Below are 25,555 nucleotides of genomic sequence, written 5' to 3' on the forward strand. Positions count from 1 at the left end.
GTAATTGTACCTCTTCTTTGAAGGGGTTTTTTATTTGAATTTATTTAAGGGAGATGGGGAAAATGGGACAAAAAAAGTATCGGCTTGAAACGGTAAATGTACATGGGGGGCTGCAGAAAGATCCGGCGACAGGAGCGCGCGCTGTGCCGATTTATCAGTCTAACGCTTATGTCTTTAATGATACTGAACATGCATCGGATTTATTTGCCTTAAAGGAGCAGGGTTACATTTATACCCGTATACATAATCCTACATCCACGGTTTTCGAAGAAAGAGTTGCCCAGTTAGAAGGGGGAGCTGGAAGTCTTGCTGTGGCAAGCGGCATGGCAGCGATCACGCTCTCAATATTAAATATTGCCGGAGCAGGAGATGAGATTGTCTCTGCCTCAAGCCTTTACGGGGGCACTTACAATCTTTTTCAGACGACATTGCCCAAGTACGGGATTCAGACTAAGTTCGTAAATGCGAATGAACCAGAGAATTTCCGGAACGCCATTACACCGAAAACAAAGGCGATCTTTGCAGAAACAATCGGCAATCCGAGTCTTCAGGTTCTTGACATAGAGGCAGTTGCGAAAATTGCTCATGAAGCAGGAATTCCTTTAATTATTGATAATACCTTTGCAACTCCGTATTTATGCAGGCCAATCGAACACGGAGCAGATATTGTTATTCACTCTGCAACGAAATGGCTGCTTGGAAACGGCACGACACTCGGCGGAATTATCGTAGACGGAGGAAAGTTTGATTGGAACACAGATAAGTTTCCCGGCTTTACGACTCCAGATCCAAGTTATCACAATCTGGTATATGCGGAGGCATTGCCTGAAGCAGCTTTCATAGTAAAAGCACGGGTTCAGCTTTTGAGGGATTTAGGCCCGGCTATTAGTCCGTTTAATGCCTTTCAATTTAATCTGGGGCTGGAGACCCTTCATGTAAGAATGAAAGAGCATATTTTTAACACGAGAAAAGTTGTTGAATATTTGAATGAGCATCCTGCCGTTAAATGGGTCCTGTACCCGGAAGATGAACAGCACCCTGATAAATCTCTTGCGGATAAATATTTGGCTAAAGGAGCAGGAGCAGTTGTCGTGTTCGGCATTGAAGGCGGCCGTGCAGCAGGTGCAAAGGTCATTAATTCCGTTAATCTATGGTCACATGTAGCCAATGTCGGAGATGCCAAAAGCCTGATCATTCATCCTGCCAGCACGACACATCAGCAGCTGAATGCAGAAGGATTGAAAAAATCAGGAGTAACAGAAGATTTAATCCGATTGTCAGTTGGAATTGAACATATTGATGACCTTCTGGAGGATCTGGAACAAGCGATTGAACAAGCAACAGGTGTGAAATCATTAATTGAATCATCCGTCTTTTCAAATTAATAAAACACTTTAGGATTGACACCTTCTTTTGACACATGATAAAATCACACTCGTAGTACAAACTCACTGAAATTAAACGTAAATTAATTTAATAAATTGTAAGTCTCTTATCCAGAGAGGTGGAGGGAAAGTGCCCTGCGAAGCCCGGCAACCGTCAATTTTATTGAAAAGGTGCCAATTCACTCAAAGCTGCTATTAATGCTTTGAAAGATGAGAGGAAGGTTCTTCTATTGATATGCCTTTCTGCTCATTTATGCAGAAAGGCATTTTTGTTTAGAAATAAGAAAGTATAAAATTTTGCGCTTCGATGGCGAGCGGAATCGCTCAGGCTCCTTGGCCAGAACGGCTCCGAAAGTATTGGCAAAAAGCGCCTTTTCTGACGGATCCTTATCTGTCTGCCTGCGCTAAACGGGCGCTGCGCTTTTCTTATCTCAACATGAACCTGACAGATTTCGCGCAAAATGATAGTGAGTTGAATTTTGGAAGAAGGTGAAGTCGTGATTACGTTAAAGGATGTCAAAAAAGTCTTTCAATCCAAAAGCGGAAATGTTACCGCGGTTGATTCAGTTGACTTGAACATAAATCAAGGAGAAATTTTCGGAATAATCGGTTATAGCGGTGCTGGAAAAAGCTCATTGATCAGATTGCTTAACGGACTTGAAAAGCCGACAGACGGTTCCATTCAAGTGGCAGGGAGAAAGATCGATAAAATCCGCGGAGACGAGCTGAGAAAAGCAAGACACGAAATCAGTATGATCTTTCAGCATTTTAATCTCCTTTGGTCAAGAACGGTCCGGGAAAATATTTCGTTTCCATTAGAAATCGCCGGAGTAAAGAAAGAGCAGCGGGTAAACCGTGTAGAAGAGCTCATTAAGCTTGTAGGACTTGAAGGACGGGAAGATGCCTATCCATCACAGCTGAGCGGAGGGCAAAAGCAGCGTGTCGGAATTGCGAGAGCTCTTGCGAATAATCCAAAGGTTTTGCTTTGTGATGAAGCTACATCAGCACTGGACCCGCAAACAACAGATTCCATTCTCGAACTGCTTGTAGATATTAACGAGAGGCTCGGTTTAACAATTGTTCTGATTACACATGAAATGCACGTTATCCGTAAAATCTGCCACCGGGTTGCAGTGATGGAAAACGGACGGATTGTTGAGCAGGGTGAGGTACTTGATGTATTCAAAAAACCTCAGCAGCCTATTACAAAGCGCTTTGTGAAACAAATTACAGAGCCGGACGATACGCAGGAAACAATGGAATTAATTCTTGAGAAATACAAGTATGGAATGGTTATTCAATTAACATTTGTGGGAGATTCTACAGAAAGTCCGCTCATTACGAATCTTATCCGAAATCATCCGATTGAAGTAAATATCCTTCAGGGGAAAATATCTCAAACTCAAAGCGGATCATATGGAACCTTGTTCATTCATATGGACGGGGAACCTGATGAACTGGATAAGGCAATGGCATTTATCCGCAGTCAGGAAGTAGAAGCAGAGGTGATTGCGAATGTTTGAAAACGTGAGATGGGAAAATGTATGGGAAGCAACTAGTGAAACTTTATTTATGACAGGATTCTCTGTAGCTGCAACCTTTATCTTGGGCATTATACTCGGACTGCTATTATTCTTAACGTCAAAAGGCGGTATATGGGAAAATAAACCGGTTAATATCATTATATCTGCATTCGTGAATATTTTCAGGTCCATTCCGTTTATTCTCCTGATCATTCTGCTGATTCCTTTTACAAAGGCCATTTTAGATACGTTTCTTGGAGCAAAAGCAGCACTGCCGGCCTTAATCATTGGCGCTGCACCGTTTTACGGGCGGATGGTTGAAATTGCTCTGCGTGAAATTGATAAGGGAGTCATTGAGGCAGCAAGATCAATGGGGGCAAAAACATCCACGATCATCTGGAAGGTGTTAATACCTGAATCATCCCCTGCGCTAATCTCCGGAATTACGGTAACGGCCATTGCTCTTGTCGGCTACACAGCCATGGCAGGGGTAGTCGGAGCCGGGGGGCTCGGAAATCTTGCATTTCTTGAAGGCTTCCAGAGGAATAATAATGCTGTAACAATGATTGCGACAATCCTGATATTAGTCATTGTATTTATCATCCAATTTATTGGAGACTTTATTACATCAAAATTAGATAAACGTTAGGGAGGAAATTCAAATGAAGAAATTATTGTTAAGTGCTGTATTCGCAACATCCGCTTTTGCTCTTGCTGCTTGTGGTTCCGGTGGCGGAAACGGCGAAGGAGAAGATACAAAAACGCTTAAAATTGGTGCATCAAATGTACCTCATGCTGAAATCCTTGAAGAGGCACAGCCATTGCTTGAGGAAAAAGGCATTGAACTGGATATCGTCCCGTTCCAGGATTACATCCTGCCAAATAAATCACTTGCCAGTAAAGAAATTGATGCAAACTATTTTCAGCACATTCCGTATTTAGAGTCTCAAATGGCAGAAAATAAAGACTATGACTTTGTTAATGCAGGCGGCATCCATATCGAGCCAATCGGTGTTTATTCTAAAAAACATAAATCGTTAGAAGATATTCCAGAGGGCGGAACAATTATCATGAGTAATTCTGTAGCTGACCACGGCCGCATGCTTTCATTGCTTGAGAGCGAAGGCTTAATCACAATTAAAGAAGGTGTCGATAAAACGACTGCAACAGTTGATGATATCGATGAAAACAAAAAAAATCTTAAATTTAAAGCAGATGTAGAAGCAAGCATTCTGCCTCAGGCTTATAACAACGACGAAGGTGATGCCGTTTTAATTAATACGAACTATGCAATTGGTGCAGGTCTCAATCCTCAAAAAGATGCGATTGCACTTGAAGGATCAGAATCACCATACGTTAACATTATCACTGTCCGCAAAGGCGACGAAAATAAAGAAGAAATCAAAGCTTTAGTTGAAGTGCTGCATTCAAAAGAAATTCAATCATTCATTGAAGAAAAATATGAAGGTGCAGTTGTACCTGTAGACGGAAAATAAATGGCAAGAGAGCATCGAAACATGGTGCTCTCTTTTTTGTCTGAAAAGGTCAATATAATATAGTAGAAATTAGGAATAGATACTTCCCGAAAAATTCTTATTACGCATACATCTCCATTATTTTTTGCATACTAACGGTGATTAATATCAGGAATGGAGCTGAAAAAAGATGCAGCATTTTGAAGCGAGAAACAGCAGTGAAGCCGCTTTGCATAATTACAAAGAAGGTCTCGGTGTTTTTACAGAGAAGATGCCTGAGCTTGCACACCTCTACAATGAATTCACTCAAGAATGTTTTAAAGAAGGAACACTTTCTCAAAAAGAAAAGCAGTTAATTGCGCTGGGCATCAGCATCTATTCACAAGATGAATATTGCATTATTTATCATACAAAAGGGTGCTTAGATCAGGGGGCAAGCGAACAGGAAATTTTAGAAACGGTCGGAGTGACTGCAGCTTTTGGCGGCGGTGCGGCAATGAGCCAATCAGTTACCTTAGTCCAAGAGTGCATCACAGAATTGAATCAACTTAAGCAATAGCATCCTCGAGCAAATCGGAGCATTTATATAAGATCTGATTCTTAAATGCTGAAATCCTTTATGAGGAACCATGATCCTTTCATATCCATCTATATGATGTTTGAGGCTGTTTTGCCCAGGTGTTATCATGTAATAGTACTAATTGATAAACCTTGAAAGGATGATTCATTATCTACGCAAGTCAGCAAAAGCTTGATTTGAATTACACAACTGAAATGGAAAAAGCCTTAATGCAGTCTCATAAAATGGGATATGCAGTGTACAGCAGAAACCATGAAAAGCGTATGGAAGTAGAAAAGAATCGTGAAAAAGATTATCAGAAAAGCAAACAGCTATTTGCAGAATTAGATCGCAAAATGAATTCATAGAACAATCTTAAAGGAATCAGTCACTGGCTGGTTCCTTTTGAGTTATAAATAAATCAGGCACAATCAGGCAAGCTTCCGAAAAAGTTGTATTCACATTTCATTTGTTATAAAATTAGAATGAGAATAAAATGAGAATGATTAAATTGAGATCTTATAGATTATTGGAGGTATAGTTATTTATGGCAGGTTCTACTTTAGTTATTAAAGATTTACATGTTGAAATTGACGGAAAAGAAATTTTAAAAGGTGTAAACCTTGAAATAAAAGGCGGAGAATTCCACGCGATCATGGGACCGAATGGTACTGGTAAATCCACATTATCATCTGCGATCATGGGACATCCTAAATATGAGGTAACAAAAGGAAGCATTACTTTAGACGGTGAAGATGTTCTTGAGATGGAAGTAGATGAGCGCGCTCGTGCAGGTCTATTTTTAGCGATGCAATATCCAAGTGAAATCAGCGGGGTTACAAATGCTGACTTCCTTCGTTCTTCTATTAATGCACGCAAAGAAGAAGGACAGGAAATTTCTTTGATGAAATTTATCCGCAAAATGGACTCTAATATGGAATACCTTGAAATGGATCCTGATATGGCACAGCGTTACCTGAATGAAGGATTCTCAGGCGGAGAGAAAAAACGCAATGAGATTCTTCAATTAATGATGATCGAGCCTAAAATCGCGATTCTTGATGAAATCGATTCAGGTCTTGATATCGATGCATTAAAAGTTGTTTCAAAAGGCATTAATCAAATGCGCAATGAAGATTTCGGCTGCCTGATCATCACTCACTATCAGCGCCTGTTAAACTACATCACACCTGATCATGTACACGTAATGATGCAGGGACGCATCGTTAAATCAGGCGGTCCTGAGCTTTCACAGCGTTTAGAATCAGAAGGCTATGACTGGATTAAACAAGAGCTTGGCATCGAAGACGAAACTGTTGGTCAAGAAGCGTAAGCGTAAGGGGGATTAAGATGACAGTAGAGACGAAATTCAACCACGACTATGTCACGGGTTTCTCAAATGAACTCGGTGAACCGGAATGGCTTAAAGAACTGCGCTTACAAGCTCTTGCAAAAGCTGAAGACCTTGCAATGCCAAAACCGGATAAAACGAAAATTGATAAATGGAATTTCACACAATTCCAGACACATTCAGTTAAAAGCAAACCTTTAGCATCTCTTAATGATTTAAGTGATGAAGTAAAAGCTTTAATCGATCTTGAAGATGAGAATAAAAATCTATATATCCAATTGGATACAACACCTGCTTATACATCTCTGTCTCAGGAATTAAAAGACCAGGGTGTTATCTTCACGGATATTCATACGGCTGCACGCGAGCATTCTGAGCTTGTGCAAAAGTATTTCATGACTGACGGTGTAAAAGTTGATGAGCATCGTTTAACGGCTCTTCATGCAGCTCTTATGAACGGCGGAGTATTTGTATATGTTCCTAAAAACGTTGAGGTAACAGCACCCCTTCAGGCTGTTTATGTGCATGAAAACCCTGAAACGACTCTTTTCAACCATGTGATTGTTGCAGCAGACGACAACAGCTCTGTCACTTATGTTGAAAACTATATTTCAACAACTGAAACAGAAGAATCGATTTTTAATATCGTAACGGAAGTATTTGCCAATAATAATGCAAAAGTTACTTACGGTGCTGTTGATCATTTGAATAAAGGGGTCACTACGTATGTAAACCGCCGCGGAACTGCTGCACGCGATGCCCGCATTGAATGGGCGCTTGGTTTGATGAATGACGGCAATACGATTTCTGAAAACACAACAAACCTGATGGGTGACGGCTCTTATGGAGACACTAAATCTGTTGTTGTCGGACGCGGAAGTCAAATTCAAAACTTCACAACAAAAGTCATTCACTTCGGCAAAAATTCAGAAGGCTACATCTTAAAGCACGGTGTAATGAAAGACAGTGCTTCATCTGTCTTCAACGGCATCGGCAAAATCGAACATGGTGCTTCTAAATCAAATGCAGAGCAGGAATCAAGAGTTCTTATGCTCAGTGAAAAAGCACGCGGAGATGCAAATCCGATTCTATTAATTGACGAGGATGATGTAACTGCTGGACATGCTGCTTCTGTAGGCCGCGTTGATCCGCTTCAATTGTATTACTTGATGAGCCGCGGAATTCCTAAAGTTGAAGCTGAACGTCTTGTCATTCACGGCTTCCTTGCGCCTGTCGTTAAGGTTCTGCCAATTGAAGGCGTGAAGAAACAGCTTGTTGAGGTAATTGAAAGGAAAGTTAAGTAATGAATATCCAAGATATCCGTTCACTCTTCCCGATATTGGATCAGCAAGTAAATGGACAGAATCTTGTTTATCTTGACAGTGCAGCGACTTCTCAGAAGCCGCTGCCAGTTATTGAAGCACTGGACCGCTACTATAGAGAATACAATTCCAACGTACATCGCGGTGTTCACACACTGGGCACAAAGGCTACAGATGGCTACGAAGGAGCACGCGAAAAGGTAAGAAAGTTCATTAATGCTCGTTCTGCAGAAGAAATCATTTTCACACGCGGTGCTACTACTGCATTGAATACAGTAGCAGCAAGCTATGGACGTGCAAATCTTCAAGCTGGCGATGAGATAGTGATTACACATATGGAACATCATGCAAACGTCATACCTTGGCAGCAGCTTGCCAAAGCTACTGGTGCGACACTTAAGTATATTCCTTTGCAGGAGGATGGCACGATTTCCCTTGATGATGCCCGTGAAACGATTACAGATTCAGCTAAAATTGTTTCTGTCATGCAAGTTTCAAATGTATTGGGAACAATAAATCCTATAAAAGAAATTGCTGAGTTAGCCCACAGCAAAGGTGCGATTATGGTTGTTGATGGTGCGCAAAGTGCTCCGCATATGAAAATTGATGTTCAAGATTTAAATTGTGATTTCTTTGCTTTTTCAGCTCATAAAATGTGCGGCCCGACGGGTGTCGGAGTACTATACGGCAAAAAAGCGCTTCTTGAAAACATGGAGCCTGTTGAGTTTGGCGGCGAAATGATTGACTTCGTCGGATTATACGAATCCACATGGAAAGAGCTTCCCTGGAAGTTTGAAGCCGGAACGCCGATTATCGCAGGAGCAATCGGGCTTGGTGCTGCCATTGATTTTCTTTGCGAAATCGGTCTTGATAACATTGAAGCATATGAGCACAAGCTCGCTGATTACGCACTTGAGAGACTTTCAGAAGTTGAAGGCATCACAATTTACGGTCCTAAAAAGCGTGCCGGTCTTGTGACATTCAATATTGAAGATGTGCATCCGCATGATGTTGCCACTGTATTAGATGCTGAAGGCATAGCAGTCCGTGCCGGCCATCACTGTGCACAGCCTTTAATGAAATGGCTGAATGTTTCCTCGACAGCTCGTGCAAGTTTTTACCTGTACAACACAGAAGAAGAAGTTGATAAGCTTGTTGCAGGAATCATAAAAACAAAGGAGTACTTCACGAATGTCTTTTAATAATTTGGACACTCTTTACCGCCAGGTCATTATGGATCACTATAAAAACCCGCGGAACAAAGGTGTACTCGAAGATAGTTTAACTATAGATATGAATAACCCTACATGCGGCGACCGTATTCGCTTAACGCTGCAGATTGAAGACGGCAGCATTAAGGATGCAAAGTTCGACGGTGAAGGCTGTTCGATTTCAATGTCATCGGCATCAATGATGACTCAGGCGATTAAAGGTCAATCGGTCGAAACAGCTTTAAAGCTTTCTAAAATCTTTTCAGACATGATGCAAGGAAAAGATTACGATGATGACGTAGAGCTTGAGGATATTGAAGCATTGCAAGGTGTTGCTAAATTCCCTGCACGTATCAAATGTGCAACACTAGCATGGAAGGCGATGGAAAAAGGGGTCCATAGCCAAGAAAAAGAATGAGGGCAGACCTCATTCTACTATGATTGGAGTGAAAACGGATGGCTAAAAAAATGCCAGAAATCGGCGATTACAAGTATGGATTTGCTGATAAAGACGTTTCGATTTTCCGTTCAAAGCGGGGATTAACTAAAGAAATTGTTGAAGAAATTTCTCGCATGAAAAGCGAGCCGCAATGGATGCTTGATTTCCGTCTGAAATCACTGGAGCATTTCTATAACATGCCAATGCCTCAATGGGGCGGCGATATGGCTGCACTTAACTTTGATGAAATTACGTACTACGTAAAACCATCTGAAAAATCAGAGCGCTCTTGGGATGAAGTACCTGAGGAAATCAAACGTACGTTTGATAAACTTGGAATTCCTGAAGCAGAACAAAAATATTTATCTGGTGTATCCGCTCAGTACGAATCTGAGGTTGTATACCACAACATGAAAGAAGACCTTGAAGACCTGGGCATTGTTTTTAAAGACACAGATTCAGCACTTAAAGAAAATGAAGACATTTTCCGCGAGCACTTCGGCAAAATCATACCGCCCACAGATAACAAGTTCTCAGCACTAAACTCAGCAGTATGGTCTGGAGGATCATTCATCTATGTGCCAAAAGGCATCAAAGTTGATACACCTCTTCAGGCATACTTCCGCATTAACTCTGAAAACATGGGTCAGTTCGAGCGTACGCTGATTATTGTTGATGAAGGCGCACATGTGCACTATGTAGAGGGCTGTACAGCTCCTGTTTACACGACGAATTCACTTCACAGTGCTGTAGTTGAAATTATTGTTAAAGATGGCGGCTACTGCCGTTACACAACTATTCAAAACTGGGCGAACAACGTATTCAACCTTGTTACAAAACGTGCAGTTTGTGAAAAGAACGCAACAATGGAATGGATTGATGGAAACATTGGATCTAAATTAACAATGAAATACCCAGCTGTCATCCTTAAGGGTGAAGGCGCACGCGGTATGACATTATCCATTGCATTAGCAGGCAAAGGCCAGCATCAGGACGCAGGTGCGAAAATGATTCACTTAGCACCTAATACGTCTTCAACTATCGTTTCAAAATCAATCTCTAAACAAGGCGGTAAAGTAACATACCGCGGAATTGTTCACTTTGGCCGCAAAGCTGAAGGCGCACGTTCAAACATTGAGTGCGATACGTTAATCATGGATAATCAGTCTACATCTGATACAATTCCATATAACGAAATCTTCAATGATAACATCTCTTTAGAGCATGAAGCTAAGGTTTCAAAAGTATCTGAAGAACAATTATTCTATCTCATGAGCCGCGGTATTTCAGAAGAAGAAGCAACTGAAATGATCGTAATGGGATTCATTGAGCCATTTACAAAAGAACTTCCAATGGAATATGCGGTTGAAATGAACCGTTTGATCAAGTTCGAGATGGAAGGCTCTATCGGTTAATAGAATGAAGAAAAGCTCACCAGTCGTGGTGAGCTTTTTTGTGTTTTTTATATGCAGTGTTATGTTCCTGATTCAGTCTTAAGTTTGGCCCTGTAGAAAAAAATGTCTCAAAGCGCAGAATGAAGCAAGAAAATAAAACTGCTGAAAAAAGTGCATCAAACCGGTGAATATAGCATTTTCCCTTATTAATAAGTTCTCTCCAAAATTCAAATTTTCGCTATTTTTTCATGGCAAGAAATGAATGGTTCTTTTCAATGAATTTTTATAGGCCTTGTAGTATCATAAACTAATAAAGGAGGCTGAGGCTGCAATGATTTACATTGGACTTACAGGCTGGGGAGATCATGAATCGCTTTATCCTAATGGGATTTCGTCTGGAGACAAGCTTAAGGAATACTCGGGACATTTTCCGATCGTTGAAGTGGATGCAAGCTTCTATGCTGTTCAGCCTCAGCGCAACGCAGAAAAATGGGTGAAGGATACGCCAGACAGTTTTCAATTTATCGTGAAAGCGTATCAGGGAATGACAGGACATCAGCGGGGAGATATTCCTTTTGATTCTAAAGAAGAGATGTTCCAGGCTTTCCATCATTCGATTGAACCGTATCAGGCTGCAGGCAAGCTTGCGATGGTTTTATTTCAATTCCCGCCATGGTTTGAATGCAAAAAGGATAATGTCAGTTTTTTGAGATGGTGCAGAGACCAAATGGGCTCCGTTCCAGTTGCCTTAGAATTCAGGCATCAATCATGGTTTGTGCCTGATACATATGAAAAGACCCTCACTTTTATGGAACAGGAAAAGTGGATTCACAGCATTTGTGACGAGCCACAGGCTGGAAGCGGGTCCATTCCGGCAGTAGTGAGAGCGACAGATGAAAATAAAACGTTAATCCGGATGCACGGCAGAAATGTGCATGGCTGGACAAGACCTGCAAATGGTGAGGATTGGCGTGAGGTCAGGTATCTATATCGGTACAATCAGCAGGAATTGCAGGATTGGCGTGAGAATATTGATCAATTGAAAGATTCAACTAAAGATGTTTATCTTCTCTTTAATAATAATTCAGGCGGAGATGCAGCAGACAATGCAAAACAGATGCAAAAGCTTTTAAATATAGAGTATGAAGACTTAGCACCCAGACAGCTGGATTTATTCAGCGGAGAATAAACGGAAATGAGTTGGAATAAATGGAATGGGTTTTTCTTGTCCTGATCGGTTTTATTGCCGGCACGATCGGGAGTCTTGTTGGTCTTGGCGGAGGAATTATTGTTGTACCGGCTATGCTTTTTTCCTCTGCCTATTTTACGATTTTTGAACATGTAACTCCGCAGACGGCAGTCGGAACTTCTTTGCTTGTCGTCATTTTTACTGGTTTATCCTCAACGCTTGCTTATATGAAGGTTAAAAAAGTGGATTATAAAAGCGGCTTGATTTTTTTTATCGGAAGCGGGCCAGGAGGAATTATAGGAGCTTATCTTAATAAATATTTGAATTTGGACTCATTCTCGCTTTATTTTGGGCTATTCATGATATTTGTCTCACTGCTGCTTATGATGAAAGATAGATGGAAGCCAAAAGACAGAGAGCCGGGACAGGGGGATGTAATCCGCTATTATCCATCTGAAAACGGCAAAAAAGCTGCTTATTTTTACAAGCCGGTCCCTGCGGTCTTTATTTCATTTGGAGTTGGATTTATCTCAGGGCTGTTCGGAATTGGCGGAGGAGCTTTAATGGTGCCTGCAATGGTGCTGCTTTTCTTATTTCCTCCGCATATAGCAGTTGCTACGTCGATGTTCATCATTTTTTTATCAGGTATATCAAGCTCTGTTATGCATATTGCTCTTGGAAATGTGAACTGGCTTTTTGCTTTAGCTTTAATTCCAGGTGCTTGGGCCGGCGGGAGGGCAGGTGCTATGATTGCGACCAGGCTTTCAGGTAAAGCTGTAATTAACCTGCTGCGGCTGGTACTGATCGTTGCCGGTTTAAAACTGATTTATGAAGGAATTTTTTAGTGGCTCTTTCCATAAACTTTGTTGCAATCATTAAGTCCGTAAAAAATTGGCTTTAGAATTTTTTACATTCGTAAATGCAGCTGAATTTATCCCGTATCTGGGTATAACGGGAAATGAGCACGAAATGAACAATACGTAAAAGCAATGTATATGCGAAACAGCCTTATTGAAAGAGGAGAATGTAAATGGCAGAGACCATTCATCTATATCACACAAATGATTTGCACAGTTATTTTGAAAACTGGCCTAAAGTTGCTCACTATTTAAATAGAATGAAAAAAGAGCATGCTGTAAACGGCGAAGACATGATTTTAGTAGACGTGGGAGACCACATCGACCGTGTTCATCCCATAACAGAAGCAACACAGGGAAAAGCAAATGTGGAACTTCTGAATGCTCTAAATTATGATGCTGTTATAATCGGCAACAATGAGGGGATCACTCTCCCTCATGCGGCACTCGACACTTTATACACACATGCGCGTTTCCCGGTTATTCTTTCAAACTTATACACAGAACTCGGGGAACGTCCTAGCTGGGTGAAGCCTTATGAAATCATGACTCTCTCTGATGGCACTAAAGCAGTATTACTGGGAGTAAGCGTTTTTTACGAAAAATTTTATCACTTGCTTGGCTGGAAAATAAAAGATCCGTTTCAAAGTCTGAAAGAAACAATCGAGATGGTAAAAGGCGAAGCGGATATCCTCATTTTGCTTTCTCATTTAGGAATAAATGATGATGAAATCGTGGCAAAAGAGTTTCCGGAAATTGATGTCATACTGGGGGCGCATACTCATCATATCTTTGAAAATGGAAAACTTCTGCATGGCGCTTTATTAACAGGTGCAGGTAAAAACTGTGAATTGGTCGGGCATATTTCTCTCACTGTGGATAAATCCCGCAACTTAATCGCAAAGGAAGCTGAAGTTATTAACATTCTTTCAGAGCCTGACTGTGAAGAAACAAAGCAGTTTCTAATAAATGAAGCGATAAAAAGTGATGAGATTCTCTCAGAAACAGTCGCCGTTTTAGAAAAGGATTTATCATTGGACTGGTTTGGCGAGTCTGAATTCCCGGACATTTTAGCTTCAGCTCTTAAAGAGTGGTGCAATGGTGAGGTCAGCATGGTGAATGCAGGAATGCTGCTTGAACCGCTGAAAAAAGGGCCGATTACAAAAAAAAGTCTGCACCGAATTTGTCCGCATCCTATTAATCCATGCACTGTTTATTTAAAAGGAGACGTCTTAAAAGAAGTTATTTTAGAAGCGCGCACAGAAAGGATGGAGCAGCTGAAATTAAAGGGTCTTGGTTTCCGAGGCCATGTTATGGGACGAATGGTTTTTGACGGAATTGAGGTTCTTACAGAGCCATTAGAAGACGGTCTGCACCATGTAAAAGAAATTCTGGTATCAGGGGCACCTATACAGCCAGAACGAATTTATGCAGTAGCTACAGTGGATATGTTTACACTTGGTGTCCTGTATCCATCTATTGGCCATGCGGAAAAGAAAACGTATTATATGCCTGAAATGCTGAGGGATCTGCTAGCCTGGAAGCTAAAGCAGGGACAATCGTCCAAGAATGCCTAATTTTCACACTTCATGTCTGCTTTCTTCATAAATTGTAGAAGGAAGGGAGTGTGAAACAACGATGGTATCCATGACACCAATTATTATTGAAAACAATCAGTTTACGGCTATTACGGTAGCATTGCCCAAAACCAATTTCATGGCTGTTACAAGTGAGAAGGGATACATTATGTGCGGCGCGCTTGATGTAGCTTTGCTCAATGAAAAATTAAAAGACCGCGGAATTATTGCTGGGCGTGCAGTCGGCGTCCGTACCATTGAACAGCTGCTTGATGCACCTCTTGAATCCATTACATTCGAGGCTGAAAATCGCGGCATACACGTAGGTATGAGCGGCAGAGATGCACTGTTAAGAATGCTGTAATGTCAGACGAACAAAAGCGCCAAATTATAGCTATCGCTATTTAAATATCATTTCAAAATCATAGATGAAAAAGAATGCGTACATCCCCCCTTGCCTGCATAAACATATCATGTAAAGGGGGGATTTATTTTTGGCCAGATTCCGCAAACGCCCTCATAAGAAGGGACCGCTTCCTTTCCGATATGTATTCCTGCTGTCGCTTGTCTTTTTTATTTTTTCTACAGCCGCAGGTCTATGGATCGTCAATAAAGGAATTGAACCGACATTAATGACCGTAGCAGAAACGGAAACAAAACGGATTGCAACACTCGTTATTCAAAATGCAATTAATAAAGATATAAAAGAAGACGTTGATGTGGATGAAATGTTTGTGGTTGATACAGATGAAAAAGGGAATGTGACAACGATCGATTTTAATGCGAAGTTTGTCAGAAGCGTGCTTGCTAAAACTACAGATAAAATTCAAACGAACTTGAGAGAGGCTTCGAAAGGAAATATTGATGCACTCGAGCTTCCTGAAGGAGAACATATATCAAAAGATGAGCAGGGGGAGGGAATTATTTATTCCATCCCATTGGGTCAAGCTACAAATAATGCACTGATCGGGAACTTGGGACCAAGGGTGCCGGTACGCTTCTATGTAGTGGGGGAAGTGCAGACTGACGTAAAAGAAACGATTCAGCAGTATGGAATTAATAATGCTTTAATTGAGATTGCTGTTGAAATTGAAGTGAATGTAGAAGTGGTCATTCCCTTTTCCACTCAAACAGCTACAGTCAGAAACACAATACCAATTGCTATTAAAGCAGTACAGGGGCAGGTTCCAAGTTATTATAATGGCGGCGGAGCGGGTTCCCCTCCCGCAATCGATGTGCCGGTGGAATCATCTGGAAGGTAACAATAGCAGGTTGAAAGTTTCATAGTTTATTGTTATAATCCATAATTATAAACTGAATACTTCACCTTGTCTCATGATGAGGTAGAGGCGCGAAAAAGAAGAGTAGGTAGTGTGAGGATGACAACTGAGACCACTATACAAAAGGCTTTTTTGCCGAAGTTATGCAAACGTGTCAGCATTTGCATGGCTGGGGTTACCTTGAATAAGGGTAACACTGTCATTATGGATGATATCTATAATGGAGGGCTACTGATCGTGGAGGATAACATAACATTACACCGTAATGCGGGAAGAGTAATGATAGTTATTTTCTATCGCTACTCTTTTTTATTTGCACTTTTTTATCCCTTCCTCGTGCCGGTAGCCTAAAAAATATTTTTAGGAGGCAATATACCATGTCAGGCACTATTTATTCGATTCTTCCCCCAATCATCGCGATTCTGATGGTTATTTTAACAAGGAGAGTTCTGCTTTCCCTTGGTGTTGGAATTCTTTCCGCTGCACTTATTCTTACAAATTTTTCAATTTTAGAAACGATTACGAAAGTGTATGAAGCTTTTAAAGCCATCTTTATTTCAGATGGAGCATTAAACACTTGGAATGTCTTTATTCTGCTTTTTCTTTTAATCTTAGGTGTTGTTACAGCGCTTATTTCGATTTCAGGAGGCAGCAGAGCCTTTGGAGAATGGGCTCAAAAACGTGTCAAAACAAGAGCAGGCGCTCAATTTACAGCTGCACTTTTAGGTGTCCTGATTTTTATTGATGATTATTTTAACGCACTTGCAGTCGGTCAGGTAAGCCGTCCGATTACGGACCGTCAAAGAGTATCCCGCGCCAAGCTTGCTTACATTATTGACTCAACATCAGCACCTGTTTGTGTAGTTTCGCCGGTTTCAAGCTGGGGAGCCTATATTATTGCTATGATTGGAACGATTCTTGCGACGCATGGTGTCAGCGAATACACACCTCTTTCAGCATTCATGACGATGGTTCCGATGAATTACTATGTATTTGCAGCATTGGCTTTAGTTTTTGCAACAGCTTACTTCAATATTAATTTAGGAAGCATGAAGCAGCACGAAGAGCGTGCGATTGAAACAGGCGTTGTTTTTGATCCAGAAAAAGAACCGCTTGGAGATATTAAAGAAGATTTGCCTACAAGCGATAAAGGGACGATTGCAAATCTTGTATGGCCGATTATTGCCTTAATTATCGGAACGGTAAGTGCCATGCTATGGACCGGATATCAGGGTGTTCAGGGAGAAGAAGGAGTTTCTCTTACTCTTTTAACAATGTTTGAATATACCGATGTAGCTAAATCTCTAGTCTTAGGCGGATTATTCGGCTTACTCGTAACTCTTGCTCTTTATTTCAGCAAAGGAATCAGTGCTTCTTACTTGCCGAAGGGATTTCTTGAAGGCATTAAATCAATGCTGCCCGCAATCTATATCCTAAGCTTGGCCTGGATGATCGTAGACTTAATCGGTCAGCTGAAAACGGGTGAATATCTGGCAGGGCTTGTTGAGCAATCGAATATGAACACAGCACTCCTTCCAGTTATTCTGTTTATTCTTGCAGGTTTTATGGCATTTGCAACCGGAACTTCATGGGGCACTTTCGGAATTATGCTTCCGATCGCAGGTGAAATTACAGCAGCAACTGACATTTCCATGCTTCTGCCTGCGATGGCAGCCGTTCTTGCAGGGGCTGTGCTTGGGGATCACTGTTCTCCTATATCCGATACAACAATCTTATCCTCAACAGGGGCAGGAAGCCATCATATCGATCATGTCATCACACAGATGCCTTATGCCATTACCGGAGGAATTATAGCAGCGGCTGGCTATCTAGTTTTGGGATTTTCAGGAAGCATGCTTCTGGGACTTTTGACAGTAGTTGTCCTCTTAGTTGTTTTCATCCTCATCTTCAAAAAAAAGGAAGAGATTCCTTCGAAATAGGTTAAAAAGGCAGAGTTCTCGAGGACTCTGCCTTTTATTGTAAGAAAATATGACAGGTAAATCATCTTAAAATAATAATTTTTAAAAATCATTTTGACTTAGGCATAATGTCCGATTATACTATGTATAGTTATACTGAAATATCAGAAAATAGTAAAAATTATAATTCTTCCAAATTCGGGAAGAAACAGCAAAAGGGGGCTTTACACATGGATAATCGTCCACAGTGGGGAACAAGGGCAGGCTTTATTTTAGCAGCTGTTGGATCGGCAATCGGTTTAGGAAACATCTGGCGGTTTCCTGGAGTTGCTTACGAAAATGGAGGGGGATCCTTCTTCATTCCGTATCTATTTGCACTATTGACTGCAGGGATTCCGCTGCTTGTAATGGAATTTACGCTTGGACATAAATACCGCGGTTCCGCACCATTAACGTATGCAAGATTAAGCAAAAAATTTGAATGGCTCGGCTGGTGGCAGGTCGGCATCGCATTTGTCATTTCAACGTATTACTCGGTCATCATCGCTTGGGCAATTTCATACAGCGGCTTTTCTTTAAATTTAAGCTGGGGAAAAGATACACAGACATTCCTTTTCAGCGATTATCTTCAGGCTGCAGCTCCTGGAGAATTAGGCGGATTTGCGCCAGGCGTGCTTTTGCCGCTATTAATTGTATGGGTAGTTACACTGGGTGTGCTATTTGCAGGTGTTAAAAAAGGAATTGAACTTGCAAATAAAATTTTTATTCCTACTTTAGTGGTCTTATTCTTAATTATTGTTATCCGTGCATTAACTTTAGAAGGTGCAGCACAGGGTCTGGAAGCATTTTTCAAACCGAATTGGGATATGATTTTAAACGGTAAAGTATGGATAGCTGCATATGGACAAATTTTCTTCAGTTTATCCATCGCATTTGCAATTATGGTTACTTATTCAAGCTATCTTCCAAAAAAATCAGATATCACGAACAATGCATTTATTACAGGATTCGGCAACTCTGCATTTGAACTGCTTGCAGGTATTGGAGTATTCAGTGCACTTGGTTTCATGGCGATGCAGCAAGGTGTTCCTGTTAATGAAGTTGTTTCAAAAGGGATCGGTTTAGCTTTTATCGTTTTCCCGCAAATTATTAATGAGTTCCCGGCATTTAATGAGCTTTTTGGTTTCTTGTTCTTTGCATCGCTGACACTTGCAGGATTAACATCCCTCATTTCAATCGTTGAAACGTTTGTAGCAGGTGTTCAAGATAAGTTTAATGTTTCCCGTACAAAAGCAGTGTTATTCGGGGGAGGAGTTTCCGCAATTATTTCTCTTTTATTTGCTACAAGAGGCGGAATTAACTTCTTGGACGTAGCAGATGAGTTTATCAACAGCTTTGGTGTGACTCTGGCAGGTTTTGTTGAAGTAATCGTTGTTATCTGGATTCTTAGACAGGCAACAGATCTTCAAAAACATGCCAACCAGATTTCAGATATTCAATTAGGAGCATGGTGGAAAGTATGCTTAGGGGTCATTACTCCTATCGTTCTTGGCTACATGATGATTGATAAGCTTAGAGCGGAGCCGTATGGCGGAGGATCCTATTCAGGTGAGTTCCTTTTATATTCAGGCTGGCTGGTTGCAGCAGGAGCATTAATTGTGGGTATTCTGTTCTCATTCATTTCATGGAAAAAGGATACAATTGAGCTTCCAGCTGATAAGGAGGTATTACGCTAATGAGCGGCGGAGCAATTACAATGATGATTGTTGGTATAGTTGTTATTTGGGGCGGATTGGCTGCAAGTATAGCTAATGCAGTTGTTAAAGCTAAAAGATCATAATTAATAATTAAAATGCGGGTCAGCGTGTATTGCTGACCCGTTTATTTATTTTTTCTTTCTTTTCCTGTATTCTGCACGTTCCCATACTTTTAACTGCGGATAAGGATCATATGACCATTCTGTTCTGCCATTATCTTTGTACATGCCATAATGAAGATGCGGAGGGAACTTTCCAGAGGTACCTGGAGGTCCATAGCCTGAGCTCCCGACTGAACCGATTAACTGCCCGGGCTCCACAATTTGTCCTACTTGAAGGCCATCTGCAAATCCATTCAGATGGGCAAAGTAATGGTACGTATTGGAGCTGTCCCGAATTCCCAGCCTCCAGCCGCCAAACCTGTTCCAGCCTTTCATTTCAATAATTCCATAGCAAGTAGAACTCACAGGAACACCGTAATTGGCAAAGATGTCTGTTCCTTCATGTATTCTTCGGCCGCCCCAGCCTCGTGCATCTCCCCATGTGTTTTTATAGCTGTAGTTGAAGCGGATAGGGACAGGGAAAGAATGCTGATCAAGATCCAGTCTTCCGTATTTTTGAAAAAGCTTCATATGTCCTGAAATCAATCCAATTGTTTTATCACGCTGATAGTAATCCCAAAGACCAATTTTTATGTTTTCGAGATCAATTCCATAAGACAGCAAATAGGCTGCAAACGTAAACAGCACATCTTCGTCATTGTCAGGCTCCGCCTTGCCGTCGCCATTTCCGTCAATGCCAATCCCGCCAAATAAAGAGATGCTTGTCGGGTTGGTGTCAGACCGATCTGGATTTTGCAGCCCAGTCCATATTTCCGGTTTAATATAGATGCCAATAACGCCTTTTGCTTTAGGGATATCATTCCTGGTTCTTCTTACGTTACGCTCATATTGATCAACAGAGGCCAGTACGTACCAGGGAATTTGAGTAATGGTTTCAGCTTTTTTAAATAAGTTCATTCGTTCTTGATTAATTTGTTCGATGCTTTTATCTGCCCCGAGCACCTGATTAGGCAGGGCAGTGCAGAAGAAACAAAGAATAAACAGGATCCATATTTTTCTCACATTACCGGTCTCCTTTAAACCAATTTCATAACCTTAGTTTGGTGTAAAAAAGAAATTTCATATGTAGAAAATGTTAGAAATTGCTTCGCTCTCTTTCCCTTGTCCTATCTTGCTCTGTTATGTTAAAGTGACTAATGTACCTATTTCATTTTAAATTTTCCTTTTATGCTGAACATTCGCAGAATCAGAGGAATACTTACAATACATACTGGAGATGATTCAGATGGCTAAGAAAGAAGAATACCTGAGAAAGCCGGATTGGCTAAAAATAAAATTAAACACCAATGAAAATTACACAGGCTTAAAAAAAATGATGCGCGAAAAAAATCTTCACACCGTTTGTGAAGAAGCGAAATGTCCCAATATTCATGAATGCTGGGCAGTAAGACGCACTGCAACATTTATGATCCTTGGCGCTGTGTGCACTCGTGCATGCCGTTTCTGTGCGGTAAAAACGGGTTTGCCGACTGAACTTGATTTACAAGAGCCGGAACGCGTTGCAGATTCAGTAGCATTGATGAACTTAAAACATGCTGTTATTACAGCGGTTGCAAGGGATGATCTGCGTGACGGGGGGGCAAACGTATTTGCCGAGACAGTCCGTGCCGTACGACGCAAAAGTCCATTTACTTCAATTGAAGTTCTGCCATCTGATATGGGCGGTGTGGAAGAAAACTTAAAAACACTGATGGACGCAAAACCGGATATACTAAACCATAATATTGAAACCGTAAAACGTTTGACTCCAAGAGTTCGCGCACGTGCAAAATATGACCGTTCCCTCGAATTTCTGCGCCGCGCTAAAGAAATGCAGCCGGATATTCCGACCAAATCAAGCTTAATGATTGGCCTTGGCGAAACAAAAGAAGAAATCATCGAAACAATGGATGATTTGCGTGCAAACAATGTTGACATTATGACAATCGGCCAATACTTGCAGCCATCAAAAAAGCATCTTAAAGTAATGAAATACTACACACCTGAAGAATTTGCTGAGCTTCGGGAAATTGCGATGAGCAAAGGCTTCAGCCACTGTGAAGCAGGCCCGCTCGTTCGTTCTTCCTATCATGCAGATGAGCAGGTTAATGCAGCAACTAAAGCAAGACAGGCACAGGCATAATAAAAGAACCCGCATCTTTGATGCGGGTTCTTTTTTATAGTATCAGATTTTATATCTGTTATGCTTCAATGGCAAGTTGCAACTCCCTGCAAAACCGAATAACGGTATTGGAGGGTAAGAAAACGGCTGAATCGTACCCTGCTAAACCGAATATCGGTATTGGAGGGTAAGAAAACGGCTGAATCGTACCCCGCAAAACCGAATAACGGTGTTGGAGGGTAAGAAAACGGCTGAATCGTACCCTGCAAAACCGAATAACGGTATTGCAGGGTAGGAATGCCACGAATAACCTCTCCAAAAAATGAAAATACTTCCCGTTTCCCGCTTCAGTATAGCGATCATCTTTCACCATCCAGATTCTTAAACCAGTTTTCATAGAAAAAGGTGGGACCAGGACTTTTCTGTCGGATCCTTATCTGTCTGTCGGAGCTAACTGGGGCGATTCCGCTTTTCAACATTGTCCAGCTCCATCTCCTAGCCCCTCGGCCAGAACAAATTCCCCTAAAAAGTCAAACCAGGACTTTTCAGGGGAATTCTTATGTGTCTGTCAGGTCTGACCAGTCGATTCCGCTTTTCTACATTGTCCAGCTCCATCGCCCAGCTCCTCGGCCAGAACGGCTCCGCCAGCAAAGGCAAAAAGCGCCTTTTCTGTCGGAGCCTTATCTGTCTGTCGGAGCTAACCGGGGCGATTCCGCTTTTCTATTTATACCGGGTCTGTTCGTACTTGTCCTTCATGTCCTGATCAAGGTTTTCGTTTGTTTCGCCGTAGCCTTCTCCGTTTGCGTTTTCACCTTTGTTCAGTTTGCGGCCTTGAGGTGATTTCAGCATTTCTTTTATTGTGTTATTGATAATTTGATCAATATCTCTGCTTTCTGGATCAAGGCCTGAGTATCCTTCGACTTGTTTAATCATCTCAGGATCATCGGACAGGTAAACGTGGTAGTATCTGGGAACGACGGAAATCGCCGTTTTTTTCACTTGATCCGCTGTTTCATTTCGATTTTTTGTATCAGACTGATAGGCGATCAGTACTTCTTCATCGGTAACAAGCGTTGCCACATCCTGGATATTCGGAAGTTGAACGATTAAGCTGGAAATGGCATTAGCCGTCTTTTCGTAATCAACTTGAGGCACCTTGTCGTAATCATTTTCCTGGGCTAAATTGTTTTTTACATGACGCACATAGCCAAAACCGGAGTTAGTGTCTTTTCCGTTTTTTATGCCATTTTCGTTGTTTACATTTACGGTATTGCCGTTTTCCTCAAACAATTCATTTTCACTTGCAGTATTCTGGCATCCAGTCATGATGATCATACCTATTAAGGATGCCGTGAACGCGATTTTCTTCATCGCAAACACCTCCGTAACCTTAGGTTGACCAAAACAAACGCAATCTTTCTTAGCAATTGATGGGGAAATCGATTATGATAGTATTTAGACAGCTTTCATGTGAGGTGATAGTAGTGATAACGGTCCAAAATCATAGCTTTGAGCTCATTAAGGACGAAAAAAATGGCTTTAATGAAGAGGCCTTCAAAGCGCGTTACTCAGAAATTCTGAATAAGTATGATTACATCGTCGGTGACTGGGGCTATAATCAGCTTAGACTTAAAGGCTTTTTTGACGATCAAAATCAAAAAGCTTCCTATGACACAAAAATCAGCACACTTGATGAGTACATATTTGAGTACTGCAACTTCGGCTGTGCCCATTTTGTCTTAAAAAGAATAAAGAAATAAGCCGCGGAGGAAATCCGCGGCTTATTATTTTGACGTATAAGGAGGTTCTTCGTTTTTCTCAGGATCGTCGTGGGGAGGATGTGCTCCAGGGTACTGCCTTGGCAAATTCTGATGCAGCGATTTGAATTCATAGTTAAAAGCGCTGTAATACCGCTGGCCTTCTTTCCACTCGGAACTCTTGTTTTCCACAGGCTCATCCTTGCCGCGAGGTGCACCGTATGGCCCCTCAGGAAAAATTTCAGGCAGCACCAGATTTCTCATATCTTCAACATTTGAAAAATCCGTGTACTCCCGTTTTTCTTTATCATCCATTGTCTCACCTGCTTTTTTAGCTTAGTGTACGATCGATGACTAATTATTATCCTTACACCATTTCATACAAAAATTCCCTCAGCTCATTTGCTTCGTCTTCCTCGAGGCTGAAGGCATGTTCAATATATCCCGGTTCATTCAGGTCATCTTCGCCGATAATGGCAAAACGGCTGCTCAATAAATTCAGAACAAGATGTTTGCCGTAATAGCGGTCAGATTTAACAATGGCTAGATCAAAGCGGCTGTTTTCTCCCATAAAGCTGACAAAGCGTGTTTTTGTTTCGACAGTATCATCATATAAATAAAATCGTTCGGACATCTTCATTTCCCCTTTATTCCATATCATTTTCCTATATCATAGCAAACGTTTCTCTTTACCGAAACCAGCTGCAAAGGAAATATTGATATCAGCCAAATTGTGATAAAATACAAGTACTGAGTATGAAAGTTGGGAGTGTCAAAAGATGTATTTTGTAGATCGTGAAAAAATTGAAGAAACCTTGGTTTATTTTGAAAAGAACTTTGCTTTATTTGGTGAGCACAATGAATGGAAAAGAGACATAGAAGTGAAAGCGCTTGAACGTCTTGCGCAAATGATGATTGAAGCCATACTGGATACCGGGAATGCCATTATTGACGGATTTATTATGAGAGACCCGGGAAGCTATGAGGATATTATCGATATTATGCTGGATGAAAAAGTGGTTGAACAGGATGAAGCTGCCGGACTGAAAGAAGTCATCGGTTTCCGTAAACAGCTCGTTCAGGAGTATCTATCCATCGATCACACTGCTCTTACAGCCAGCTTGAAAAAACAGTCAGAGGTGCTTCAAAATTTTCCTTCCCGCGTAAGGGCTTATCTGGAAAATGAACTTGGGCCGGTTTCCGCTTTTAGACATTAAAGAATAAACGTATTATAATGAATGGACGCTTTCTATTTAAGAAGGCGTCTCATTTTTTTACATAAAGCAAGGAGTGAGATAGATGAAGAAGTACAAAGGCTACTTAATTGACCTGGATGGAACCATGTATCGCGGCAAAGAACGAATTGAAGAAGCAAGCGATTTTGTTAAATTATTAATAGAAAAAGAAATACCGTATTTATTTGTTACAAATAATTCATCAAGAACTCCCAAGCAGGTAGCGGATAAATTAAATTTATTTGACATCCCAGCGGACGAGGATAAAGTATTTACAACAAGCCAGGCAACGGCAAACTTTATTTATGAGAAAAAATCTGATGCAACTGTTTATGTGATTGGTGAAGAAGGCATTCAGCAGGCATTAATTGAACGGGGCCTGAAACTTGTGGATGAAAATCCTGATTTTGTCGTAACGGGTATAGACAGAGGCATTAACTATGAAAAGTTAGCATTGGGCTGTATCGCTGTCCGCAATGGGGCAACGTTCATTTCAACTAATGGGGATATTGCCATACCTACAGAACGAGGGCTGCTCCCGGGCAACGGATCATTAACATCAGTGATTGCTGTTTCAACTGCCGTCCAGCCGATTTTTATCGGCAAACCGGAAAGCATCATTATGGAACAGGCTTTAAAAGTACTGGGCACAGACCCTGAAGATACATTAATGGTCGGCGATAACTATGACACAGATATTAAAGCGGGCATGAATACAGGTTTGGATACTTTGCTAGTCCATACCGGAGTTACTCTTCGCGAGCATTTGCTTAATTACGATGAAAAGCCGACATATACGGTTGATTCATTAGAAGAGTGGTTTGACAAAATCTAAAGAACGCACAAAGCGCATCAGATATGATGCGCTTTTTTCTATTACTGTGCTGGTCATATAAGCTAACTAATACACAAAACAGCTAATAATGTGAAAGACTCATTGTAAGGCGGCTCTGCTTTTCTTGTTGTCCAGCTCCGCCTTCTGGCCCCTCGGCCAGAACAAAATCACCCAAAAAGGCGGGACCCGCACTTTTCGGGTGATTTCTTATCTGTCTGCCAAGTCTAACCAGTCGGCTCCGCTTTTCTTACTGTCCAGCTCCATCGC

At 41.3% G+C, this 25,555-nt stretch carries 27 protein-coding genes and 2 riboswitches; of the genes, 23 read left to right on the top strand and 4 right to left on the bottom strand.

Features of this window, described 5'->3' with window-relative positions; all coding sequences use genetic code 11:
• Window positions 1-62: 62 nt before the first annotated feature.
• From GJU41_RS11380 to GJU41_RS11470, 19 genes are all read left to right on the top strand, one after another.
• Complete coding sequence (locus tag GJU41_RS11380; RefSeq protein WP_154318628.1) at window positions 63-1,385, top strand: O-acetylhomoserine aminocarboxypropyltransferase/cysteine synthase family protein; 1,323 nt, start codon at window positions 63-65, stop codon at window positions 1,383-1,385.
• A gap of 104 nt (window positions 1,386-1,489) precedes the next feature.
• Window positions 1,490-1,602: riboswitch (SAM riboswitch) on the top strand.
• Window positions 1,603-1,882: 280 nt separating this feature from the next.
• A complete protein-coding gene (locus GJU41_RS11385; protein WP_070874722.1) occupies window positions 1,883-2,908 on the top strand; it encodes a methionine ABC transporter ATP-binding protein in 1,026 nt (341 codons plus the stop codon).
• Window positions 2,901-3,557 carry a methionine ABC transporter permease gene (locus tag GJU41_RS11390; protein WP_070874720.1) on the top strand — a complete coding sequence of 219 codons (657 nt, stop codon included), beginning with the start codon at window positions 2,901-2,903 and terminating at the stop codon, window positions 3,555-3,557. The genes GJU41_RS11385 and GJU41_RS11390 overlap by 8 nt, the downstream gene beginning before the upstream one ends.
• 13 nt (window positions 3,558-3,570) lie before the next feature.
• A complete protein-coding gene (locus tag GJU41_RS11395; RefSeq protein WP_070874718.1) occupies window positions 3,571-4,404 on the top strand; it encodes a MetQ/NlpA family ABC transporter substrate-binding protein in 834 nt (277 codons plus the stop codon).
• 169 nt (window positions 4,405-4,573) lie between these two features.
• Window positions 4,574-4,942, top strand: coding sequence for a carboxymuconolactone decarboxylase family protein (locus GJU41_RS11400; protein ID WP_070874716.1), 369 nt, complete (start codon window positions 4,574-4,576; stop codon window positions 4,940-4,942).
• 197 nt (window positions 4,943-5,139) lie between these two features.
• The gene (locus GJU41_RS11405; protein ID WP_154318630.1) at window positions 5,140-5,310 is read left to right on the top strand and encodes a YuzK family famiily protein; all 171 of its coding nucleotides are present in this window, start codon (window positions 5,140-5,142) and stop codon (window positions 5,308-5,310) included.
• 179 nt (window positions 5,311-5,489) lie between these two features.
• Window positions 5,490-6,275 carry a Fe-S cluster assembly ATPase SufC gene (gene sufC, locus GJU41_RS11410; RefSeq protein WP_070874714.1) on the top strand — a complete coding sequence of 262 codons (786 nt, stop codon included), beginning with the start codon at window positions 5,490-5,492 and terminating at the stop codon, window positions 6,273-6,275.
• 17 nt (window positions 6,276-6,292) lie between these two features.
• Entirely contained in the window at window positions 6,293-7,597 is a 1,305-nt protein-coding gene (gene sufD / locus GJU41_RS11415) for a Fe-S cluster assembly protein SufD (protein ID WP_070874712.1), read from the top strand.
• Complete coding sequence (locus tag GJU41_RS11420; protein ID WP_070874710.1) at window positions 7,597-8,817, top strand: cysteine desulfurase; 1,221 nt, start codon at window positions 7,597-7,599, stop codon at window positions 8,815-8,817. Before sufD ends, GJU41_RS11420 begins: the two co-directional genes overlap by 1 nt.
• The gene (sufU, locus tag GJU41_RS11425) at window positions 8,807-9,244 is read left to right on the top strand and encodes a Fe-S cluster assembly sulfur transfer protein SufU (RefSeq protein WP_070874708.1); all 438 of its coding nucleotides are present in this window, start codon (window positions 8,807-8,809) and stop codon (window positions 9,242-9,244) included. Before GJU41_RS11420 ends, sufU begins: the two co-directional genes overlap by 11 nt.
• A 38-nt stretch (window positions 9,245-9,282) precedes the next feature.
• Window positions 9,283-10,680: a Fe-S cluster assembly protein SufB gene (sufB, locus tag GJU41_RS11430; RefSeq protein ID WP_070874706.1), complete on the top strand. Its 1,398-nt coding sequence runs from the start codon at window positions 9,283-9,285 to the stop codon at window positions 10,678-10,680.
• A gap of 310 nt (window positions 10,681-10,990) precedes the next feature.
• The gene (locus GJU41_RS11435; RefSeq protein WP_070874704.1) at window positions 10,991-11,848 is read left to right on the top strand and encodes a DUF72 domain-containing protein; all 858 of its coding nucleotides are present in this window, start codon (window positions 10,991-10,993) and stop codon (window positions 11,846-11,848) included.
• Window positions 11,849-11,868: 20 nt separating this feature from the next.
• A complete protein-coding gene (locus GJU41_RS11440) occupies window positions 11,869-12,693 on the top strand; it encodes a sulfite exporter TauE/SafE family protein (RefSeq protein WP_070874702.1) in 825 nt (274 codons plus the stop codon).
• A gap of 185 nt (window positions 12,694-12,878) precedes the next feature.
• The gene (locus GJU41_RS11445) at window positions 12,879-14,282 is read left to right on the top strand and encodes a bifunctional metallophosphatase/5'-nucleotidase (protein ID WP_070874701.1); all 1,404 of its coding nucleotides are present in this window, start codon (window positions 12,879-12,881) and stop codon (window positions 14,280-14,282) included.
• Window positions 14,283-14,343: 61 nt separating this feature from the next.
• A complete protein-coding gene (locus tag GJU41_RS11450) occupies window positions 14,344-14,646 on the top strand; it encodes a YunC family protein (protein ID WP_070874699.1) in 303 nt (100 codons plus the stop codon).
• Between the two features lie 130 nt (window positions 14,647-14,776).
• Complete coding sequence (yunB, locus tag GJU41_RS11455) at window positions 14,777-15,544, top strand: sporulation protein YunB (RefSeq protein WP_070874697.1); 768 nt, start codon at window positions 14,777-14,779, stop codon at window positions 15,542-15,544.
• A 74-nt stretch (window positions 15,545-15,618) separates the two neighbouring features.
• Window positions 15,619-15,801, top strand: a riboswitch (Lysine riboswitch).
• Between the two features lie 138 nt (window positions 15,802-15,939).
• A complete protein-coding gene (locus GJU41_RS11460) occupies window positions 15,940-17,502 on the top strand; it encodes a Na+/H+ antiporter NhaC family protein (protein WP_154318631.1) in 1,563 nt (520 codons plus the stop codon).
• Between the two features lie 209 nt (window positions 17,503-17,711).
• Window positions 17,712-19,217, top strand: coding sequence for a sodium-dependent transporter (locus GJU41_RS11465; RefSeq protein ID WP_154318632.1), 1,506 nt, complete (start codon window positions 17,712-17,714; stop codon window positions 19,215-19,217).
• Window positions 19,217-19,321 carry a methionine/alanine import family NSS transporter small subunit gene (locus GJU41_RS11470; protein ID WP_139149042.1) on the top strand — a complete coding sequence of 35 codons (105 nt, stop codon included), beginning with the start codon at window positions 19,217-19,219 and terminating at the stop codon, window positions 19,319-19,321. Before GJU41_RS11465 ends, GJU41_RS11470 begins: the two co-directional genes overlap by 1 nt.
• Before the next feature lie 45 nt (window positions 19,322-19,366).
• On the opposite strand, the gene GJU41_RS11475 is transcribed toward GJU41_RS11470, so the two are convergent.
• The gene (locus GJU41_RS11475) at window positions 19,367-20,314 is read right to left on the bottom strand and encodes a M23 family metallopeptidase (protein WP_070874896.1); all 948 of its coding nucleotides are present in this window, start codon (window positions 20,312-20,314) and stop codon (window positions 19,367-19,369) included.
• Window positions 20,315-20,585: 271 nt separating this feature from the next.
• Here GJU41_RS11475 and lipA point away from each other — a divergent pair, with 271 nt between their 5' ends.
• Window positions 20,586-21,482 carry a lipoyl synthase gene (lipA, locus tag GJU41_RS11480; protein ID WP_070874692.1) on the top strand — a complete coding sequence of 299 codons (897 nt, stop codon included), beginning with the start codon at window positions 20,586-20,588 and terminating at the stop codon, window positions 21,480-21,482.
• A gap of 699 nt (window positions 21,483-22,181) precedes the next feature.
• Here the strand turns inward: lipA and GJU41_RS11485 are convergent.
• Window positions 22,182-22,832, bottom strand: a complete 651-nt coding sequence (locus tag GJU41_RS11485; protein WP_154318633.1) for a YhcN/YlaJ family sporulation lipoprotein — start codon at window positions 22,830-22,832, stop codon at window positions 22,182-22,184.
• A gap of 113 nt (window positions 22,833-22,945) precedes the next feature.
• Here GJU41_RS11485 and GJU41_RS11490 point away from each other — a divergent pair, with 113 nt between their 5' ends.
• A complete protein-coding gene (locus GJU41_RS11490) occupies window positions 22,946-23,221 on the top strand; it encodes a YutD family protein (RefSeq protein ID WP_070877943.1) in 276 nt (91 codons plus the stop codon).
• A gap of 24 nt (window positions 23,222-23,245) precedes the next feature.
• Here GJU41_RS11490 and GJU41_RS11495 read toward each other — a convergent pair whose 3' ends face one another.
• Complete coding sequence (locus GJU41_RS11495; RefSeq protein ID WP_070877939.1) at window positions 23,246-23,533, bottom strand: cytosolic protein; 288 nt, start codon at window positions 23,531-23,533, stop codon at window positions 23,246-23,248.
• A gap of 52 nt (window positions 23,534-23,585) precedes the next feature.
• Complete coding sequence (locus GJU41_RS11500; RefSeq protein WP_070877938.1) at window positions 23,586-23,852, bottom strand: DUF3055 domain-containing protein; 267 nt, start codon at window positions 23,850-23,852, stop codon at window positions 23,586-23,588.
• Between the two features lie 145 nt (window positions 23,853-23,997).
• Between GJU41_RS11500 and GJU41_RS11505 the strand changes: the two genes are divergently transcribed.
• Both GJU41_RS11505 and GJU41_RS11510 read left to right on the top strand, forming a co-directional pair.
• Window positions 23,998-24,435 (top strand): DUF86 domain-containing protein, encoded by a 438-nt coding sequence (locus GJU41_RS11505; RefSeq protein WP_070877935.1) that lies wholly within the window; start codon window positions 23,998-24,000, stop codon window positions 24,433-24,435.
• 82 nt (window positions 24,436-24,517) lie between these two features.
• A complete protein-coding gene (locus GJU41_RS11510; protein ID WP_154318635.1) occupies window positions 24,518-25,288 on the top strand; it encodes a TIGR01457 family HAD-type hydrolase in 771 nt (256 codons plus the stop codon).
• Window positions 25,289-25,555: the final 267 nt, after the last annotated feature.

Origin of the sequence: Metabacillus idriensis, from assembly GCF_009674765.1 — a bacterium.
GTDB lineage: Bacteria > Bacillota > Bacilli > Bacillales > Bacillaceae > Bacillus_P > Bacillus_P idriensis.